Genomic DNA, 21,013 nt, shown 5'->3' with positions numbered 1-21,013 from the left:
ATTTCCTTTCCGGCTGAAAGGCGCGCTGCAATTGACGATACGCAAGCACTGCCGGGAACTGTTATCAACAAATGTGGGTATCAATAGCTTTATAGCTTAACTTAATACCAGTTTAATCTACTTTAGCTATTTTAGCAGCGGTGGAGCATTTATCAGATACTGAATTATGGCTGTTGTTGCAGCAGGACAATGGACAGGCCTTCGCTATTGTAGCGCGCCGTTATGAGGAGCAACTCTACCGGCAGATCTATAAAAGAGTAGGCGATGAAGAAGATACCAAGGATATGCTCCAGAACATCTACATCACCCTGTGGACCCGGCGTAATAGCCTGGTGATCGAAAATTCCTTTGCGCCATACCTGACACGTGCCGCTCATTACGCCATCGTGAACGAGTACCTTTTCCGCAAGAAAAGAGCCGGGTTTGAAAGTGCTATGGCTTTACTCGATGAACCGGCTCATCCACCGGTTGAGGACGCGCTGATGGCGGCCGAACTACGGCAGGAATTTGAAGATGAATTGCTGAAGATGCCCAAGGCCGTACAGGAGGTGTTCCGCTTAAGCCGGCAGGAGGGACTTTCCGTCCGGGAGATCGCGGTACAACTTGGATTGAACGAACAAACCGTCAGGAATTATTTATCAACTGCCCTGCAATCGTTGCGGGCCTACCTCAAAAAGGATAACCTCGCCTTTGTGCTGGCCCTGGCATCTGCCTGCTGGTTTGGCGATCTGTAGCTTTGGATTTTCTTTACATAAACTTAACGAACTGGTGTTGATTATTTAATAGTATAAAAGGCCGTTTTGCTTGATTATACTGGTGAATGAGAACACAGGACAATCAGCTGAAAGCACTGGCCGAAAAGTATGAGGCCGGCCTTTGCACACCGGAAGAGTTTAAACAGATCAGAGACTGGTACGATAGCTTTGAAACGGAGGGCTATCCGCTGCCCGGAGATGATGAAATTAAACGTGCCGCCGGAGAAGCAACTACACGCGCCATTAATTGGGTAGCTAAGCATCAAAAGCCGGCCCGGATCAGGATGCTATGGCTACCTATTTTAAAAATAGCCGCTGCTTTATTGCTGGTTGCCTCGGCAGGTTTGCTGATTTTCAAAGCTGCCCATCATGGCGCACAACCCATCGTATGGCTTCAGGTTAGCACCGCGCCCGGTATTAAAAAACAGGTTACCCTGCCAGACGGTTCGGTGATCTCCCTCAATAGCGGGTCAACCATCACTTACCCTGAAACGTTCAGTAGCAATATCCGTGAAATCAAACTAAGCGGCGAAGCCTTTTTTACCGTTGTACATGATCCCCGGCATCCTTTTATTGTTCATACCCGCCAGGTCCGGGTACAGGTGCTCGGAACCTCTTATAACATTCATGCCTATCCCGGCGAAACAAATACAGAGGTGGCGGTAGCGACGGGTAAAGTTGGTGTATGGGGCAGCAGCGATAAAAATAAAAAAGTGTATATGCTGATACCTGGTGAGCAGCTGGCTTATAACAGCGCCAGTAAACGCTATGCGAAAAGCAATTTACTGGTTGCGGATATCGGCAGCTGGCAGCAAAATGTGCTTAATTTCCGGATGGAAACGCTGGAGAACATCAGTAAGAGCCTCAGCCAGCAGTACGGTGTAACCTTTACCTTTAAAGACAGGTCATTGCTGAACAAACGGTTCCAACTGAAAGTAAAAAAAGAAAGCCTGGCCAATATCCTCAAGTTGTTAAGTATTTCGGGCGGGAACTTTCCTTATCACATCAGCGGTAAAAAAGTAACCATCGGCTAAACTATTCAATCATTTACCCTAAAGCAGGAGGTATTATTTAAGAAAGTGTTCCTATATGTACCGATAGAATAAAGGATTGATGAAAAAGAGCGAAAGTGTACCACCACTCCCGCTCGGTAAGCTTCATGATCCATCAGATTGCAACCAATAATCATTTTAAAAAAGCTATGTACAATTCTACAAAAAGTAGTGTAATTAAACTATTATATTTTATGACGCGCCTAACCATGATGGTGACCGTTATTTCCTTCACCCTCAGCGGTGTACTTTTCGCCTCCGAAGTCAGGTCGCAGCGCCTGGACCAGGCTATAGTTTCCGTTAACACTACAAAAGCCAGCCTGCATGCGCTGCTGACGGATCGATCTGTCGGGCCAATCGGGGTTTAATTTTGTTTACACCGAAGAACTGGGGAAGCTTTACCCGGTAGTCCTTAATGTTAAGCGTATCAGCCTGGATAAAGTACTTCAAATGTTAGCCAAAGAACAAAGGCTGCGTTTCGAGCAGATTAACGGTGCCATAGCGGTCAGTAAACTTCCACCCCCGGCAGCGCCCGGTAAGATCAGCGGCAAAGTGCTGGACGAAAAAGGCTTAGCGCTTCCCGGCGCAACTATCAAGGTAGGTGAAACCGGGCAGGGTATCCAGACCAAGGTGGACGGCACCTATCAGCTAACTTTAGCACCTGGTAATTACACGCTGGAGGTGAGTTATGTTTCTTACCAAACCAAAAGCATCACCGGCATTGCCGTAGCCGAAAACAAAACCACTCCGCTGGATATCGCTATGGTGCCGGCATACAACGCCCTGAACACGGTAACCATCACTGGCGATTATAAAAAATCATCGGTAGAAGGCCTCTATGCCAAACAAAAAAATAATGCGGCCATGACCGACGGCATTAGCGCCGAACAGATCGCCAGGACGCCGGATAAGAACATTGGGGAAAGTTTGAAGCGCGTAAGCGGTGTAAACGTATTGGAAAATAAATTTGTGGTAGTGCGTGGACTCGGCGAACGTTATAACAGCACGATGATGAATGGCCAGGTGATGCCCAGCACCGAAATGAACCGCAAACAATTCTCTTTTGATATCATCCCCGCCAATATGGTGGATAACATCACCATCTATAAAACCATTAACCCCGATAAAAGCGCTGAGTTTGGCGGCGGCCTGGTGGAGGTGAATACCAAGAATATCCCAACCGAGAACTACCTGAACATCACCTTCGGCGAGAGTTATAACGACAAAACTACCGGTAAGAATTTTCGTGGCCTTAACATCAGCGGCCGGAATTACTTAGCCACGGCCTCATCCGATCGTACTTTACTGGGCCGTACAGACTGGAAGAATGTGGATGATATCCGGGCAGCCTATGCCGCACAAGGTTCGGATGCCAAACTGTTCGCCAATAATTGGAAACTGTACAATTACAGCCCGCCGGTATCACCTAATTTCCAGGCCTCTTTCGGGCGGGTAATCAATTTGAAGAATAACGACCAGATCGGCATCATCGCCTCAGCCAGTTATCGCAATACCTGGCAGACTTCGGATGTGATCATGGGCCGGAACGGCTATGGAGGCAGCGACTCGCAGGAAGAATTATATGGGTTTACTGGAAACCGTTATAGTTTCACCACCAACATTGGGGGTATAGCCGGTATTGGCTATACCGGGAAACAGTTTAAACTGGGCTTACAAAGCATTTATCTGCGTACGCTCGATCAACAACTGATTTTGGGTACCGGCGATAAAAATGACTACGGGCAGTCAGTTGGTTATTATGACCTGACTACGCAAACCAGTATGCTGCAAAACCAGCTAAAGGGCGAAAAGGCATTTGGCGGCAAAGGCATTAAATTGAACTGGCTTTTAAGCTACACTACGCTCGATCGCCAAAAACCGGATAACCACCAACTGGATGCCAGGTATGTGGGCAGCGCAACTGACAATCCTGGCAATGCCACCTCTGATTTCAGTATCATGAACCCGGAAAGCAACCTGCTTTCGGCCGGCGTTTTACGGAACTGGAGTCGTTCATATGAAAAGAACCTGGGCTGGAACCTGGACCTGACCATACCGCTGAAATTTAGCGTAGCTAATACCGCGTGGAACAACAGTTTTAAAACCGGGTACGCAGGCTGGCAGAAAGACCGCCTGTTTTGGGTAGCTAACACCTCTTCACAATTCTTCGGCAGCAGTGATCCGCAGCCCATCAGCGAAACATTTGATCCGGCAACGCACCCTGACGGCAAAATCACCATCAGTGATTTCAGCGATCAGTACCATAACAAAGCAACTTTGCATGCAGGGTATGTTATGCTGGACAGCAAGATCGGCAGCAAACTGCGGGTGGTTGGCGGCCTGCGCGGGGAATATTATGATCTGAACCGCGTGAACACTTTACTGGAGACTTTTGTAAAAAATCAGATCGACAAGAATAAGGATGTTACGGACTATAGCGATGTATTTGGTCTGGAGCCGAAGTTCAACTTGTTTCCTTCCGCAGCGCTAACCTATAGCTTAAGCCCTAAAATGAACCTGCGCTTATCCTACGCCAAAAGTATCATCCGGCCCGACCTGCGGGAACTGGCCTATTTCAGGGAATATGATTTTGAACTGGGTGGTACCTACCAAAGCAATACGCCGATCCGCTCGACGAAGATCGACAACTTTGATTTTCGCTACGAATGGTTCCCAAATGCCGGAGAAATCCTATCCTTTTCGCTTTTCTATAAAAAGCTGAAATACCCGATGGAGATCTATTCAGATGGAAACCGGCAATACGAACTCCGGAATGACCAATCGGCTAAAAATAAGGGCATTGAGATTGAAGCACGTAAATCCTTTGCTTTTACCGGGCTGCCGGTACTACGTAACCTAACGATATATGGCAACTTTACCCGCCTTTTTGCCAAAGTAACCCCCATGACGGTTATATACCGCAATTCGGACCCTGCGCAACCGAACAAGATCATAGTAACCGATAACCCCGGCCCGGAAGTGGAGCGTCCGCAGGCAGGTGCGAGCAATTATACTTATAACGCCGGTCTATATTACGATGCTAAACCTTTTTCGCTCAGCTTAAGCTATAACTATATCACTAACCGGGTATTCCGCGCGGCAGATGTTTACCAGGAATCTTTATTCGAAACCCCGCTGCCTTCATTTGACGGACAATTCTCGCTGAACCTACTGAAAGACAAAGCGCAACTCAAATTCAATGTGAGCAATTTGCTCAACAAGGCCAGCAGGGTGTATTCCAAACGCAACGGTGTTGATTCCAAAACACTGTTTTACGAAAAAGGAGATTTTATCGATTACCAGGCCAATCCGGGCCGTACTTACGGATTAAGTATCAACTATAATTTTTAATGATCAGCTAAACGATATGTCGATGAAAACTATAAAAACAAATCTATTACTCTTTGCAGGCGGTATTTTATTGCTGGCTTCCTGCGCTAAAAAGGAAGAATTGCCAAATAAGACCTATTACGCCAGGGTGCTGGTGGAAGTGGCGGCTTTGCCGGGCACGCCTGCCCTGGAGGTTAGGTACCAGGGAAAGAAGATAGGCGATTTGCCGCTAATGCAACCGGGAACAACCGTGGAAACAGGCTCAAACACCAAACTGGCAGTTTTTGTAAAAGGCACAGATCAGCTCGTGGCCGACACGGTAGTGAACCTCAACAAGAATCAGTTATCCACCTATAAAGTCGCTTACAATAAAGACCTGGGGATTTCGGGCTGGATTAGCAGTAAGCCGGTGCAGCAGGACAGCATGTCTATACAATTCCTGAACAGCCTGGGAGATTTTTATAAAGCCTACCCGGCTTATGATCTTTGCATTTTTTATTATGATTATAATACCGGCACGCTGGAAGACTACAACAAAACGCTTATTAATTTTCAAAACATCAAGCTAACTGCTTCTGCCGTGTTACTGCCTTATTATTTCGGTGATAAAGCGAATGGATTAATCAATGTTTTTGTCGGCAGGATCAAAGACCGGGCTACCGGGCAATTTGTAAACATGCCGTCTTCCGGCCAGGACTTTTTTGTGCTGCCCCAGGTTGATGGTGGCGCTAACTACATTTTTAACTTATATGATACTTCCGGGGAAGTGAGTTCAGACAGCATCGCATTATAATAACGATTAAAAAAGGCAGCGCCCTGAAAAGCCTGCCTTTTTGTATTTAAAAACATGACCACCACACAATCTACCATCGTCATATTAATTGTATTGGATATGATGATCGTCTTATTCGCGCACCGGGTCGACCGCAGGTACTACCGGAAAACTTTATCCAGAAATGCGCAAGTCAGGCATTTTTTTTGCAACCCCGAATATGATGAACGCTTTACCCGTTTACTGCTTAGCAGGGGCGGTTTACTGCTCACCGTACTTTTTTTCATTACCATCTTTATACTAAACTCCAAGGACAGTTCAATGTAACGCATTAATTAGCAGAACTTAAGCACATTACAGCACTCAGTTTTTCAACATGGCTTACCAACCGGCTTTAAAGGTTACTTGCTTCCCAATGATTAACCTAATACCTGGAACAATAGATCCTGTATAAACTGAAAGGCAAAATCCAGCATATTTTCAGAACATATATCGGTTAGTTTAGGAAGATTAACGCTAAAAAATTGCTGATGATGAGATGTTTCAATCAGTGTGGTACTCAGTGATCGGGGGAATTTGTAATCCGGATTGTAGGCGGATATCACTTCGGCAATTTTAACACAGAGATCTTTATAGGGTTTAAAAACTTCATCTTTATTGATGGCCGCCACATCCTTCACCAGGTATGCCTTACTACTTTCGGATATTACAATCTGGTTGAGATACTTTTTGTTATAATCAAACCTGTTAGCGCTCTCGGCAAGCTCATGGGTTAATAAATGTACAATAATCTTTAACTGTTCTTTTTTGTCTGTAACGTTCTGTAATTTAAACGTTACTAAAAATTCCATGTAGCACCAATACCAGTTCAATATATAAAGTAATAACCGGTGCTTATTTTCAAAATAACGGTATATGGTAGCTTCAGTAGAGTTTATTTCTATGGCTAACTTTTTAAAGGTAAAGTGTTCAAAACCCAGTTCGTATACCAGGTCTATCGCCTTTTTTACCATCAGCTTACCTACCTCACTACTTTCGGGATTGCGTAAAAATATCTTTTCGTTGATCGCAAACTTAACCTGAAATTCCATTATTGCAAAACTTTCATCAAAGATAGCAATTAAGCAAAACAAAATCGTATCTCAATTATTTATAATAGTATTACTATCATTTAAAATAGTTTTATATTTTCGCTATGCCATTAAACAAAGAATATAGTTATGTTACTCAAAAAAAGAATCCCGGCTTTTTATATAATTAAAAAAATAAGGTTAGAGGTTTTATATGTGTTGATTACAGGGCTATTGGTTAACTATTTAACCGCTAAGTACAAAAACCTGATCCCCGAAATGCCCATAGCTATTCCGGCATTCATTGGTACAGCTATTTCGGTCATTCTATCTTTTAAAATCAACCAGTCGTACGACAGATGGTGGGAAGCCAGGAAAGTTTGGGGGAGCATAGTTAACGAAAGCCGGAGTTTTGTGCTTCAGCTACAATCGTTTGTTTCAGCGCAAAAACAAAGCGAAATTAAAGAAATAGCCTACAGGCACATTGCCTGGTGTTTCAGTTTAGGGCAAAGCCTGCGCGGATTAGATGCAACAAAAGATTTGGATAAATATATTTCACAAGCAGACCTGGATAAAATTAAAAAGCATAATAATAAGCCTTTGGCGCTATTGCAATTAAATACCCTGCAAATAGCTGATTTAAAAAACAGCGGAGGTTTGGAAGTTTTTACCCTTGTTCAAATCAACACTACCTTAGTTAACTTCTCCAATGCGATGGGCATGGCCGAACGCATTAAAAGCACCGTGTTCCCGCAAACCTATCGCTTATTTCTGCATTTTTTCATTTACATTTTTGTGGTTACACTTGCCATCGCGCTGATTGATATTGATAGTTTTTTTGAGATCCCGTTATTACTGGTGATCTCGTCGGCTTTTTTCCTGTTAGAAAAATCCGCCACCCACCTGCAAGATCCTTTTGACAATCGCCCTACGGATACCGCGATGACCACCATTGCTACCAACATTGAAATCAACATTAAACAGCTATTAGGCGAAACAGAAGTGCCGGAACCCCTGCAACCACAAAGTTTTTATTCACTATAACCAATTTAATATTTAAAGCTTATGCGTACACATTCAAAAGAAACCCAAAGTAACTTAACACCGGCAACGGCTCTGCAGATCTTAAAAGAAGGGAATCAAAGATTTGTAAATAATTTAAAAGCTAACCGTAATCTTTTACAACAGGTAAACGAAACTTCGGCAGGCCAATTCCCTTTTGCTACTATTTTAAGCTGCATAGACAGCCGCACTTCCGCAGAACTTATATTTGACCAGGGCCTTGGCGATGTATTCAGCATCCGCATTGCCGGCAATATATTAAACGAGGACATTTTAGGCAGTATGGAGTTTGCCACAAAAATAGTTGGAACAAAGGTTATTGTGATATTAGGGCACACCAAATGCGGAGCCATAGCAGGTGCCTGCAACCATGTAGAATTAGGCAACCTGACTACGCTGCTCAACAAAATTCAACCTGCAATTGCTAACGAAAAAACAATTACCGAAAACCGTACCGGCACCAACAGCGAGTTTGTTAATAAAGTTACCGATATACATGTTGGCTTAACCATTGACAGGGTAAGACGCGAAAGCCCTATCGTAGCAGAATTGGAGCAGCAGGGAAGCATAACCATCGTAGGTGGTATGTACGATGTGGAAACCGGGCTTGTTACCTTTTTTGAGTAATAAAAGCCTGAACTATGGCACTCATAGCATCACTATGATGCTATGAGTAAACCAACTAAGAAACAGACGATTTGTTAGTTTTATTAAGCCCCCATACAAGTGAGCGGTTGTAAAGCAGAGAAACACAGTTTTGCTGCTTTACAACCGCTTTTTTTTCCTTTTTGAAATTGAAAAGCAGCCAACCAACTCCTCGACAAGATAAAAATGAGCTGCGCGGCATAAGCGAAATTAATCTGTTGAGGCTTTTCAATCACGTGATGTTATCACTTTAGACATGGGCAAGCATGTTGGTTGCTACCATTCACTTTTAACCCCTAACCAAAACCTAAAATACATCTAAATGTTAAATCATGAGATGGCAAAAGATATTAAAGCGATAGTATGCCCAAGTTGTGGCAGTGTTTATAAACAAGAGCTTAAACCGGATTTTTATAAATGCCAGAATTGTGGTACAGAATATTACCTGGACAACGATGACAAACACATCTACCATCATCATGAAACACTGCGGCCTTTGCCAGGTTCCACCCCGCCGAATAACACCATGATGCCGGTTTACATATTAATAGGGGCTGTGCTGGTGATTATTGTTGCCTATTTTACAGTTGCGATATGGCAGTCTAAAAGCACAAATACTAACATTAACACGTTGCGAGTCTATAAAGCGCCGCGGATGTTTTACAATAGCTTTGTTTATACCAATACCCTTACCGGCGACCCGGTTTATTTGCGATTAGGCTCTGATTATATCAGTCATGGAAACGACAAATCGGAGCAGGAATATCATGCGCAGTTCAATAATGTCGGTAATGGCCACCTGATTGCAGATCGCATTATTGGAGATGACGGTCTGAACAATAAACACTGCCTGCTAACATTTAAAACTTATTCACCGGATGTGATATACGCAATAGGTTGCAATGCCCAGTTGATACAGCTTGATACCAGGGATAACAGGCTTACCGATGTAACCAAGCTTGCTTTTAAAGACTACCCCCCGTTAAACTCCGGCGTGGCCAGATTGGAGTTCGATTATAATAGCGACATGATCATTGTGATGAACAATGAAGGCAACAGTTATTACTATTTCCCCACGCTTGGTAAATTGGTTGATAGCCATGCGCAGGCAGATAGCGTATGGAAAAAACAGTTTGACAGGCATTTTTTTGAGTTCGCAAGCCTGGGCGATGATATCAACAACAATAATGCTATCCAATTATTAGAAACCAAATACGATAAAAACACCGGGCAAAAGATGCAGCGTAACCTTACGCCGAACCGGAAATATTTCAACCCTAAAATAATTTATCAGGATAAGAATAACCTGTTAATTACAGCAGGTACAACAGCCGCCGCAGATCCGCCGGTTACCGTGCAATCAATTGATGTGGAAACCGGAAAAATCAAATGGGCATTACCGCCCGACCGTTATAATCTTTCCGCATGCGCAAAATGCAAACAAGGGTTTGCCTTAGAATACCGAAAAAGTGCTGAAGATGATTACGTACACGGCGTACTTGTAATATCCGGGGAAGGAAAACTGTTATATAATTACAAGCTTGCGCGTACGGAGTGATCTGTTGGAACGCTTTACCGAGCCTGATAAAAAATGCCTCAGCCTTTATATACCATAATTGCTATGTCAAGGCTGTTATACAGAAGCCTATCTGTTGTTACAAAAAGAAAAAAACGGCTTATTGTCAACCCTGTTCAAACTTGCTTTGTGCCATCAATGGTTGGCAATTACCGGACGCCTTGTCTGCCGGTATAGCAGCATCCTTTTATAGTAGTTTAACGCCAGACAATAACACGCCTAAGCAGATTTTTTATCCTAACAGTACCGTTTGTCATTTCATTCTTCACGGGCCGGCATCTTAAAAATTCAGCAATAACATTCCAATTAGCTACTGATTAAACTACAAACGGTAATGCCAATGGTTTATAATGTATATATGGGGGCATTGGGTTGTAAGTGGTGCCATCTAATACATTGTTCGTCGGCTGATGAACAGTACCTGTTTATTTTTGTTAACATCTTATGCAAAACCTAAAATCCCTTGCTCTCATCGTCGCCTGGGTGGCGCTATTCAGTTGTAAACAGGCCCCTCCGGCGGGGCAGGATTTTCTTAGTTCCATTCCCGATCCAAAAACACTAAACGAAACTTATGTAAGCAATCCGGACAACCTGCTTGCTGAGGCAACGGTTGCTGACTTGAACACCAAGTTAAGAAAACTGGATCAATCGGGCTTGGCGCATATCGACGTGGTGTTTGCCAATAGCATCGGCAAACGTGTACCCAAAGATGCGGTACACGCGCTTTTCAATCGATGGAAGATAGGTAATAAAGAAAAAAACAACGGATTACTGATACTGATGGTGAAGGATCAGCATAGAATAGAATTTGAAACAGGATATGGAATTGAAGGCGTAATGCCTGATTTAATATGCTACCAGATACAGCAGGAGGAGATGATTCCGCTCGCAAAGGCGGGTGATTTCGACCGGGCCGTGCAAAATGGGGTTGATGCGGTAATTCGTCGTTTGGAAACTGAAGGTAAGGGTACATCATTACCTGCGGATACAACATCTCCAATTACTACACCCCCCGATACCCAAACGGCAGCAGTAGTTGCTGATAAAGTTCTTAGCGATCCTTATCCTGTAGTTGAATCTCCAGGCACCCCATCCACAGCAACCGGAATCGCAATCGAAAATCAACCAGGACGTATAGGAGGATGGATAAGCCTGGTTATTTTAGTTATATACGCTATAATAACATCTGTAGTTGCTAAAGGTATGTATCCAAATCGCCGGATAACTTTTTTTAATCCCGTGTTTTGGTTCTTGTTGATTGTACCGGTAGCAGGTATCATTATGCTCAACCTGCACTTCCCGGTATCCTGGTTGGAGATCAGGGAGATTATACTGCTCTATCTATTTTTGGATATTTATATACAGCTGCATTACCGGATACTGAGTTGGCGGTTTTCAAGATCATTAGCAGGGAAAACTAATCATGAGCAATATCAAAAATGGCAGGAAACACACGCGGGGATGGATTGGGCTCGTTTAGTTTTTCCTTATCCTTATCTTAAATCTCACTGGAAAACTTACCAGCAACGGCAACAAATTTTGCGGGATACACCGGTTGTATGCGAAACCTGTAAAAAGGAGATGGTTCGTTTAAGTGAAGATCAGGATGACGCTTACCTATCCAATGGACAACGCACAGAAGAGCAAGTGGGCTCCGTAGATTACGATGTTTGGACTTGTAAAGACTGTAATGAAAAAATGGTTCTTGATTACAGGAATTTAAAGTCAGAGGCTAAAGAATGTCCTCAATGTCACTTTAAAACATTGCTATTCAAACTCCGTAAGATCACCCAGCAAGCCACAACCTCGAACGGAGGAAAAGGTTATGTTCTTTCTGTTTGTAAAAATTGCGACTTTCATGAAAAAACGCCTTTCACCATTGCCAGGATTTCAACATCCTCGGGCAGTTCTTCATCTTCGTCAAGCAGCAGTTCATCATCTTCGTCTGGTAGTAGTAGCGGCGGATCATCCGGTGGTGGTGGCGCTGGCAGCAGCTGGTAAACAATTGTTTTGTGAATTTCCGGATAACCTCAAGTGACTGATGCAGTTAAACAGTTTGGTAGTATTCATCTTTTACTTAGCCTTTCAATAATTAATGACGAAAAACTTCTGACACCTATCCTGACGCTTTCTTCATCAACTTTAAAATCAGGCGCATGATTCATCGCTACTATTCCTTTTTCAGTATTAGAACCGCCTAAGAAGAAATAAACACCCGGTACTTTTTGTTGAAAATAGGCAAAATCATCATTAAAATAGGGCACTTGTCCGTAGTCGGGCATCATTAAATCGGTCCCATAAATTCCACTTAGCGTTTTAATTGCCTTTTGAGTTAATTTTGCATCATTAATTACCGTTGGATTTTCCTGGATAAATGAAACGGAGAGTAGTTTTTCTGCATATTTTTCCTGTTCAATTACTCGCTTAATGCCAGGTATAATTTTTTGAAGATTGGCCTGATCGGTCTCATATAAATACGCCTCTAAAAAGAGCTTTTCATTTTTTAAATAGATGTTAAAATTATCATCCATAATCAGATAATTCTTAAACATCGTATTGGGATTCATTAATCCAATTTCAGGATCACCGACATGTTGTATTTCCCAGGGTTTACTATTGGTTTGTGAGCGGGATAATGAATTGTGAATTTTTTTAGCAAGCTCTTTGGCTTCTTGCTTGGATAATTCATTTTTCAGTTCAATTCTTATTCGTTTTTGGTATGCGAAAACTTCGTTCGACTTAACCATAATTTTACCTACCGGCAAATTAGTTACATGTAAACCGTAAATTTCGTCAGGATGTATTTCGGAAAACAAACCAAGGCTAATCATACTTTTTGCGCCGACGAATGTTTCTTCTTCTGGTTGAAAAATAAAATATACTGTTCCCTTCAGGGCTTCTTTGTTTTTTGCAAGTATTTCTGCGATACCGAGCCCGATAGCTAAGTGGACATCATGCCCACAACCGTGCTGCACTCCTTTTATTTTAGACTTAAATTCAACCGCATCCGTAAAATCATTGGGTAAGGCATCCATCTCGGCTCGCCAGGCTATCTTCTTCCCCGCTTTTCCACTATTTAAAATACCTACAACGCCATGCCCATAAATATCTGTTTTCACTTCGATCCCTAAATCCAACAAATGTTGCTTTATGCTTGCCTCCGTTCGGACCTCATTTCCTGCCAATTCGGGATTCGCATGAAAATCCCTTCTGATTTTCACCAGTTTATTGTAAATCTCGTCGGTTTCGGTTCTAACCAATTGATGAGTTAAGGCCCTTTTGTCATTTGGATGCCAAGCAACAACTGAGATTAATAATAGCAACAATAATGGGGTTTTGATATTCATATAGTTTTTTTTTTAACGTCGACAACATTTATTCCTATTTCTTGGTACCAGGTAAAGCCGTTTGTGTTGACAATTACAGAAATATCCAGAGGAAGCAGCGGAGTGGGATAGTGATTATTTACTCTTTGGACAGCCTCACGAAGAAAGAGGTTACACTAAATAAAAACTTTCGGGAATTGTGCATGAAATGTAATACGCCTACATAGAAAAAGATTAAAGGCGGACATCTTGAATTTACTGGTAACAGCGACCCTGTCAATCACCTGGAATAATCAGGATCAGATTCATAAAAACATCCCTATCCGATAATTTAACCTGTTATTTATACCAGTTTAACAGCAAAGGGTGTCATACTTATATGAAGCCATATCTTTCATTTATAAAAATCGCCTTTTTGCTTTTGGTAGCCGGATTTTATACGTCGTGTAAAAAAGCTCCATCCAGTGACGAAACTCCAACACCCACCGGACCTGTAACCACTCGAGAAATTAATACCTGGATAGTGGACAGCCTGCGTTATTATTATTACTGGGCAGATGCGCTTCCACTAAGCCCCGATTTGTCGTTATCGCCAAAATCGTTTTTCAGCAGTGTAAAAAATGGCAGTGACCGTTTTTCGACACTTTATTTACCGGGCGACGCCTCCACCTATACGGCCAGCAGCCGCTCAACTTATGGATTTGATTACAGCACCATTATTGAGCCGAGCAGCCAAAAAGCAGTGGGTTTAGTTAAGCTGGTGATAGACCAATCACCAGCTGCACGAAGTGGATTAAAGCGTGGCGATTACATCACCAGGATTAACGGAACGACGATAACGGAGACCAATGCAGCGGAACTACAACAGCAGTTACTAACCCAATCCAACATTAAAATTACGCTTGCAGATTTACAGAACGGGCAATTTACGGAGCGCGCACCCATAGACCTGCTAACCGGCATTACCCTCAACCAACCCATTACTTCGAAAGTAATGGTGGCCGGAAGTGTTAAGGTTGGATACCTCTATATCAACGATTTTATAGCCGGGCAGCGTGAGGATATGCAAGGCAAAATGCTCGCTTTAAAAAACTCAGGCATTACAGAACTAATCATCGATTTACGTTATAACCTCGGCGGCGATGTTTCGGCCGCGGCTGCTTTATGCGCCATGATTGCCCCTAATATTCAAAGCAATACTGCCTTCATTAAATATACAGGCAACCGTAACGGTGGCACCCGGATAGAAAGCTTTGCTGAAGCGGCAACCTATAACGGAGGCCCTGCATTCACTAACTACAGAGCCGCGGCCCCTGCCTTAAGCCGGGTATATTTGATCGGTACCGGAGCAACCGCATCCGCTGCAGAAGTAGTGATCAATAATTTAAAACCTTATATATCTGTTATTTTTATCGGGGAAAAAACGATTGGTAAAGACGAAGCCGCTTTCACCATTGCCGACCTGCGGACGCCCAAACGCATTGAATGGGAAATGCTGCCAATCGTTTATAAAATAGCTAACGCGGCCGGCACAGGCAACTACAGCAGCGGCCTGTTACCTGATTATACAATTAACGAAATGGCAGCCCTGCCTTTGAAACCCATAGGCGATGCCACAGATCCTTTAATTGCTGCGGCCATCAGATCTGCCAGTGGACTGGCCGTGGTGTCGATAAACGATAAGAGTCTATCATCGTCCACCAAGCCCTTACAGGTACTAACAGACACCCGGTTAATTCAGGCTCAACAAAGTATAGTCATCACCCACAGATAATAAAACAGACACCCGATCATCTGTTTTATTATCATACATATCGATTCTCGTTTATTTGAAATAAGCTGAAATATCGGTTAGCGTAAATCTAATTAGCGTAGTCGTTATAGAATTTTCCTTCAGTACCAATAAACGCGTATCGCCAGGTTTAAAGGCACTCTTGGTAATGCCGTTAAAATTACCGGTGGCTGTGGCTCTGGGGTCGTACAGTTCCGTTGTACCTGCTTTGTAGATCAAGAATACGTAACTACCGTTTTCAGGGGCGTCTCCGTGAGGTGGCGTAGGCAATTCAAATAAATCGCTAAAACTATTTGCCACTACGTTACGAATCGTTGTTACCGACTGGGTAATAAATGCACTTGTACCTACAGGCTTATATGATACCAGTATAACAACATCAACAGGTTGCGTATAAAATGACGATTGAAAACTTATCCTGAATCCCATTTTAGTAGCATCGGTTGGATAGATCAAATCAACCTTGTCAGTAAAACTCGTCCCCGTATAGTAAAAAGTAAATTTTTGATTGAAGGGCGATGGTGGTATCGTTTTTTTAAGGAGGGGTGTATCTGCACCCTTTTTATAAATACTGACCAATGTGGGATTTGTGGCCGATAAGGCTATCTGATTACCCAAGGCACTAATTGATCCTGTACCCTCCTTAATTATTGTATTGTTGATTTTTAACTGTACAGTATCCGTGTTTTTTGCAACATATCCTTTAAAATCAATGCTGACCACTGATGGTTGAGAGGCTATTGGTTGCTGTTTTGAGCATGACGCGATTAAGAAGATTACACCTACACTTAGGCAAGCCTGGATAACATTTAGTTTAAGTTTATGCATATGAGGTTTAATTAAGATAACCCGGCGCCTATTCGGCACCGGGTTGAGTAAAAAATCAATTGTTAAAATCCGCCGAACAGCGTCCAGCCTGTAGTCCAGGTGCTTGTTGCAAAAGCTCCGGCACCAGCTGGAACTATACTTGATCCGGTAACTGAAAAATCAAGTGAACTGTAACCATTGTTATAGAACGGTTGACTCAAAGCAGCATCAAAGTTTGAGTTGGCATCGGTAGATGTTGCATTTGTTGACGATAATGTTAGTGTACTTGGTAATACAAAACTGGTAAAGCCATGTACAAAACTGTCTTCAACTTTTGATACACCGCTGGTAAAGAAGCTTGATGTACCATCAAAATTAATACCGTTAGGGTATCCCATGATGATCGAGCTATGGATCTCCACTTCAGATCCCCTGCGGATACGGGCCGCGTACAGGTAACCTGAATTGGTTGACTCAGTACCTACAATGGTTAGGTTCCTTAAAACCGGGTGAGTTTTAGGGGTAAGTGTAAATGTACCATCTTCAGCAGGTGCGTTATTGTCAGATTCAATACCATTTGAATCGCTATTGCCATTAGTTTGTCGGCTATGCGTAGAATTAAAATCCGCTACTGCAAGGGCATACTGCAAGGTACCGTTGTAGCCATTATCGAAATCAAAGTTATCATCATCCGCTGCTACTGATACCAGGTAGGAAGGGCTAACCGAACCACCGAAGAATTCAAAAGAATCATCTGCGCTGTAAGATACCTGTATGTGATTGAGCGTTGTTCCGCTACCTACACCACCCAAAGTTAAGCCGTTGATTTCATTGTCTGCACTCAGGATATAACCCGGAAACTCGATACGCACATAAGTAATTGTGCCTGAATTGTCATTGTCGGTTGTTACACCACTTACCGGGCCATAATAGTTATCAAAAGGCTGGGTTAAAGCTAAACCTTCAATAGTTTTTTGCCCTGCATTTACATGAGCCTTTCCTAATACAATTACGCCACCCCAATCGCCTGCATGCGGAGTACCGGTAGCGCTGCCAACAAGTTTAGGTGAGGTAAAAACGATAGGGGCACTTGATGTTCCGTTAGCAAAAATTTGAGCGCCGCGGGTAATTACAAGCGTTCCGGGCTTGTTATCAGCGTCAGGAAGGCCGGTAATAAATGTTCCAGACTCGATGGTGATGTTATGGGTAGCTGTCAATACCACTAAACCCTGTAATACATAAACCGTATCACGATCAAAATACAGGTTACCACTTTGAACGCCTGTAACTGTTTTGTGCGGCATTGCTGCTGCTGCTGCGTAAGATGCTTTTGTATTGTGTGCGCCAAAACCTGTTTTGCTCGAAAGATTATCCTTTTTGCAGCTTGCTAATGCCAATGCAGATAAAGCAACTACACTTAAAATTTTGTTTTTCATAAACTTTTTAAGAAATTGTAAACTATTAGTAAAAATTAAAACATGTACGAACCATTGAACGCATCCGCTGCCCTGGGCAGTAATGCTGGAAATGTGATTGTTTTCTTTTTTCTTTTCACGGGATGCGGCCTGCTGCTTAAATTGATCAGAATTTGGGCAGTTTGGCCGGGTCCTACTCTTTTTCAGTTTATTGGTTTAACATAGGTCATTGATTATATATCGCTGCGCAGAATATGCAATGGTTAAAAATTATAGGTCGCCGTTATTGAGTAAGTGCGCCCATAATGTTGCGTAAAACGGATGGTATCATCCGGGTCATAATTATCAGTGTGGCCGTCTTTCAACACAAAATCACGCGGGGCTGTACTATTGGCTGGCTGGGTGTAACTCGCCTGGTTATCATATATAAAGCTTTGTTTATTAAACAAGTTGGCTGCATTGAGCCTGATGCTTAACCTTCGCTTTATCAAAAAGGTATTTAACTGCAGGTCAATCTGGTCGCGTGAGGTTTCGTAATTATCATCTTTGGGGGCGGTTGTAATGAAGTATAATCTCCGTCCGGTACTATTGTACACCACGTTAAATCCAAAATACTTGCCATCGTACTGTAACCCGCCATTCAGTAAATAAGGCGACTGGCCTTGCAAAGGGCGTTTTACGTTACTGGCCACATCAACAAAAACTTTTTGCTGCGGATCATAGTCTGTATAAGCCGTATTCACTTCAGACTTAATCAACGTAATATTGGCATATGCCACCAAGTTATTCAGCCATTGCGCAGGCGCTATAAAGCTCAGATTTTTTCGAACCTCGGCTTCCAGGCCGTAATTTTTTGCCGATACACTATTTTGATAGGTATAGTAATAACCTGTGCCATTAACACGCTGCACAAATTCAAGAGGTTTGTCAAAATATTTATAGTATCCTCCGATGGATATCACTTCGCCCAATCCCGGAAACCATTCGGCACGCAAATCGTACGAATCAATGACGGTTGTTTTTACTTTAGCACTCCCGGTAAACTCCCCGTTAAGGAAAGCATCATACCTGGAAAACTGCGATTTTTCATTAAATTCCGGTCGGATAACGCTTCTGCTGTATGCTGCCCGCAAATTGATCTTAGAAGTGAGGCTATAAGTTAAGTTAGCAGATGGCAAAAAACGGATCTTTTTATCCAATGTATCAACAGCCGAAGGCGTGCTATAATCTTCCTGAGCGCTCCTGTCATTTCGAAGGTTTTGCAGGTCAAAATATTCAGCCCTTACCCCCCATACCAATCTTAATTTATCCATAAGCCGGTTATCCAGCATGGCATACCCGGCATGTATATTGCTTTTGGCATTGTAACGCCCTAACTGATAAGGTGCAACACGGTAAACCAAATAGCCGTTATCAAAATTTTCAGGTTTGATCTGATCAGCCAGGGAGAGATATTCAAAACCACCTGGAAACGCATTTGCACCCGTGATTAGCTGTGCCCCACTCCAATTAAAATCCATTGTTTTTTTGCTGCCGAAATAACCCATTTTAGCAACAGACGGAATATGATATAATTTGAAAGGTAAACTGCCACTTAAGTTCCACACGTAGTCGGTTTCTTTATTGGTATAACGGTATCTGGACAGCGGAAAATCACTTGGATTGTTGCTGAATGCTGACCTGTAAATGGTTCCAACAACCAAATCCTGGACCAATGCTTGGTCGCGGCGGGTTACATCCTTTTGGTCGCGATTAATGTAAACACGTGCAAAATCCCAGTTTACCTGTAATTTATTAAACAGGTGTTGGCCTGTTATTTTGTTTTGCAGCAATTGCAATATCTCAGGCGTGTTAAACTGCCTGATGGTGGTTGGTATCCCTTTTGCAATGGTCGTTGCATCATTATCGTCCGTAAATCCGATGGTCTGGTACAGTGAATTGTCCAATATCCGGTTATAACTATTCTTCAGGGTAAACTGATGTTTAGGTGTCTGGAAAGCCAGGTTAAGTAAACCGCCCAACGTGGTATTAAAATCATACTTATTGCCCACACCATGGATGATCGGGTTTCTTTCGGTTGTAAATTCGGTATTGCTTATCGTGTTGCGGTAACTAAGCGAACCGATGAGCCCTAATTTGTCCTGTTTATCTTTACCAACCCGGAAAGCCTGACCAATGGTAAACAGGTAGTTTTGTGAAGGCGGTGCTGTATTGCGGTAGGTGGTGAAATTATCCTGGGTAAATAGCTTGCTTTGCGCTACAGCGTCTACCTTATTATTTAGCCCATAGGTAACCTGCAGGGCCGGAAAATCGCGCCGGCCGTCGTCAAATCCCAGGTAATCATATTTACCACGTTGGGTTGCATAAAAATCTTTACCAGTGGTTTGGTCGTTGTAAGACGAGCCGGCGGCAAAAGTCATGAAACTTTGTTCCGGAACATCTTTGAGATTAATCTGCACCAGCCCACCGCCGAAACCTGTATTCAAATCAGGCGTAACGGTTTTAACCACCACTACATTATCAATCAGGTTTGAAGGCACCAGGTCAAACGAAAAATTACGGCGGGATACATCGGTGCTGGGCATCGGGGTACCATCAATCATGGCCGCATTATAGCGTTCAGAAATGCCGCGTACCACAATATACTTATTATCAAACGTAGATACCCCGCTTATCCTTTTCAGGGATTCGCCCACGTTCCGGTCGGGCGTAGCCGCAATCTGCTCGGCCGAGATGCCATTGGAGATAGATGGCGAATTTTTTTGCCTGGCGTATAAACCCGAAACCGATTCTTTTTTATAATCTGATACGATGGTTACTTCGCTTAATTTATTGTTCAATGGCAGTAAAGCTACCGTGAGCGGCGTCACCTTATCCTGTAAAATTGCCACGCCGGTAATTCGCTTGGTTTGAAAAGATACATAACTGATTTGTACCGTATATAAACCCGGTTTAACATCAATACTATAAACCCCCTCTGTATTAGTTAAAGCAGCTTCCCCGCTTTCAACAATCTTGATTGTTGCCCCCGGAAGTGTTTCGCCTTTATCATCTACAACTTTGCCTGTCAGCTTTCCGTTTTTTTCGGCTTTCAGCGGCTCAATCAATACATTTAAGCCATTCACGCGATAGGTAAGCGAAGTGCCCGATAACATTTGGTCTAATACGCGGTTGAGTTTAACAGCATTTCCAGACAAGGTGAGTGGGCCTATTTTAGCGAGATCTTTATCAAAGTATACGAAGCGCAAATCCGTTAAGGATTCTATCGTCCTGAATACCAGGCCAGGATTGGCTGCCTTGAACCTGAGGTTAAGCTGGTAACGCTCCAGTTCCTTACCCATGCCCTTGGTTTGAGCTTTTAATGGTATAGCGAAAAGTAAAGCAATGAGTAACATTAAACGCATTTTAAAT

Annotated in this window: 16 protein-coding genes; 11 read left to right on the top strand and 5 right to left on the bottom strand. The window is 43.0% G+C overall.

All coding sequences use genetic code 11. The features are described from left to right. The first annotated feature begins 140 nt into the window (after window positions 1-140). From MUCPA_RS24735 to MUCPA_RS24715, 6 genes are all read left to right on the top strand, one after another. The gene (locus MUCPA_RS24735) at window positions 141-734 is read left to right on the top strand and encodes an RNA polymerase sigma factor (RefSeq protein WP_008510114.1); all 594 of its coding nucleotides are present in this window, start codon (window positions 141-143) and stop codon (window positions 732-734) included. Between the two features lie 86 nt (window positions 735-820). Beyond that, window positions 821-1,789 (top strand): FecR family protein, encoded by a 969-nt coding sequence (locus tag MUCPA_RS36385; RefSeq protein ID WP_008510113.1) that lies wholly within the window; start codon window positions 821-823, stop codon window positions 1,787-1,789. 167 nt (window positions 1,790-1,956) lie between these two features. Further along, window positions 1,957-2,175: a hypothetical protein gene (locus MUCPA_RS38975; protein WP_233276788.1), complete on the top strand. Its 219-nt coding sequence runs from the start codon at window positions 1,957-1,959 to the stop codon at window positions 2,173-2,175. 82 nt (window positions 2,176-2,257) lie between these two features. Further along, complete coding sequence (locus MUCPA_RS24725; RefSeq protein WP_008510111.1) at window positions 2,258-5,158, top strand: TonB-dependent receptor; 2,901 nt, start codon at window positions 2,258-2,260, stop codon at window positions 5,156-5,158. A 22-nt stretch (window positions 5,159-5,180) separates the two neighbouring features. Further along, complete coding sequence (locus MUCPA_RS24720; protein WP_008510110.1) at window positions 5,181-5,930, top strand: hypothetical protein; 750 nt, start codon at window positions 5,181-5,183, stop codon at window positions 5,928-5,930. A 54-nt stretch (window positions 5,931-5,984) separates the two neighbouring features. Then, window positions 5,985-6,236, top strand: a complete 252-nt coding sequence (locus tag MUCPA_RS24715; protein ID WP_008510109.1) for a hypothetical protein — start codon at window positions 5,985-5,987, stop codon at window positions 6,234-6,236. A 92-nt stretch (window positions 6,237-6,328) separates the two neighbouring features. Here MUCPA_RS24715 and MUCPA_RS24710 read toward each other — a convergent pair whose 3' ends face one another. Next, on the bottom strand, window positions 6,329-7,000 hold the full coding sequence (locus tag MUCPA_RS24710) for a TetR/AcrR family transcriptional regulator (RefSeq protein WP_040626391.1): 672 nt from the start codon (window positions 6,998-7,000) through the stop codon (window positions 6,329-6,331). A gap of 129 nt (window positions 7,001-7,129) precedes the next feature. On the opposite strand from MUCPA_RS24710, the gene MUCPA_RS24705 reads away from it, so the two are divergent. The 4 genes from MUCPA_RS24705 to MUCPA_RS38695 all read left to right on the top strand — a co-directional run bounded on the left by MUCPA_RS24705 (window position 7,130) and on the right by MUCPA_RS38695 (window position 12,263). Continuing rightward, on the top strand, window positions 7,130-8,023 hold the full coding sequence (locus tag MUCPA_RS24705; protein WP_008510107.1) for a bestrophin family protein: 894 nt from the start codon (window positions 7,130-7,132) through the stop codon (window positions 8,021-8,023). A gap of 21 nt (window positions 8,024-8,044) precedes the next feature. Then, window positions 8,045-8,668, top strand: a complete 624-nt coding sequence (locus MUCPA_RS24700) for a carbonic anhydrase family protein (RefSeq protein ID WP_008510106.1) — start codon at window positions 8,045-8,047, stop codon at window positions 8,666-8,668. 340 nt (window positions 8,669-9,008) lie between these two features. Next, window positions 9,009-10,244 carry a hypothetical protein gene (locus MUCPA_RS24695; protein WP_169316205.1) on the top strand — a complete coding sequence of 412 codons (1,236 nt, stop codon included), beginning with the start codon at window positions 9,009-9,011 and terminating at the stop codon, window positions 10,242-10,244. 462 nt (window positions 10,245-10,706) lie between these two features. Beyond that, entirely contained in the window at window positions 10,707-12,263 is a 1,557-nt protein-coding gene (locus tag MUCPA_RS38695) for a TPM domain-containing protein (RefSeq protein WP_008510104.1), read from the top strand. 65 nt (window positions 12,264-12,328) lie between these two features. On the opposite strand, the gene MUCPA_RS24685 is transcribed toward MUCPA_RS38695, so the two are convergent. After that, window positions 12,329-13,609, bottom strand: coding sequence for a M20 metallopeptidase family protein (locus MUCPA_RS24685; RefSeq protein WP_008510103.1), 1,281 nt, complete (start codon window positions 13,607-13,609; stop codon window positions 12,329-12,331). Between the two features lie 358 nt (window positions 13,610-13,967). Here MUCPA_RS24685 and MUCPA_RS24680 point away from each other — a divergent pair, with 358 nt between their 5' ends. Further along, window positions 13,968-15,362 carry a S41 family peptidase gene (locus tag MUCPA_RS24680; protein ID WP_050982156.1) on the top strand — a complete coding sequence of 465 codons (1,395 nt, stop codon included), beginning with the start codon at window positions 13,968-13,970 and terminating at the stop codon, window positions 15,360-15,362. Window positions 15,363-15,413: 51 nt separating this feature from the next. Here the strand turns inward: MUCPA_RS24680 and MUCPA_RS24675 are convergent, their stop codons facing one another. The 3 genes from MUCPA_RS24675 to MUCPA_RS24665 all read right to left on the bottom strand — a co-directional run bounded on the left by MUCPA_RS24675 (window position 15,414) and on the right by MUCPA_RS24665 (window position 20,997). After that, the gene (locus MUCPA_RS24675; RefSeq protein ID WP_008510101.1) at window positions 15,414-16,208 is read right to left on the bottom strand and encodes a hypothetical protein; all 795 of its coding nucleotides are present in this window, start codon (window positions 16,206-16,208) and stop codon (window positions 15,414-15,416) included. Between the two features lie 62 nt (window positions 16,209-16,270). Beyond that, a complete protein-coding gene (locus MUCPA_RS24670) occupies window positions 16,271-17,623 on the bottom strand; it encodes a hypothetical protein (protein WP_008510100.1) in 1,353 nt (450 codons plus the stop codon). A gap of 242 nt (window positions 17,624-17,865) precedes the next feature. Next, complete coding sequence (locus tag MUCPA_RS24665) at window positions 17,866-20,997, bottom strand: TonB-dependent receptor (RefSeq protein ID WP_169316204.1); 3,132 nt, start codon at window positions 20,995-20,997, stop codon at window positions 17,866-17,868. Window positions 20,998-21,013: the final 16 nt, after the last annotated feature.

The sequence above is a fragment of the Mucilaginibacter paludis DSM 18603 genome (assembly GCF_000166195.2).
In the GTDB taxonomy this organism is placed as follows: Bacteria; Bacteroidota; Bacteroidia; order Sphingobacteriales; family Sphingobacteriaceae; genus Mucilaginibacter; species Mucilaginibacter paludis.
This window is presented reverse-complemented; position numbering and strand designations above follow the sequence as displayed.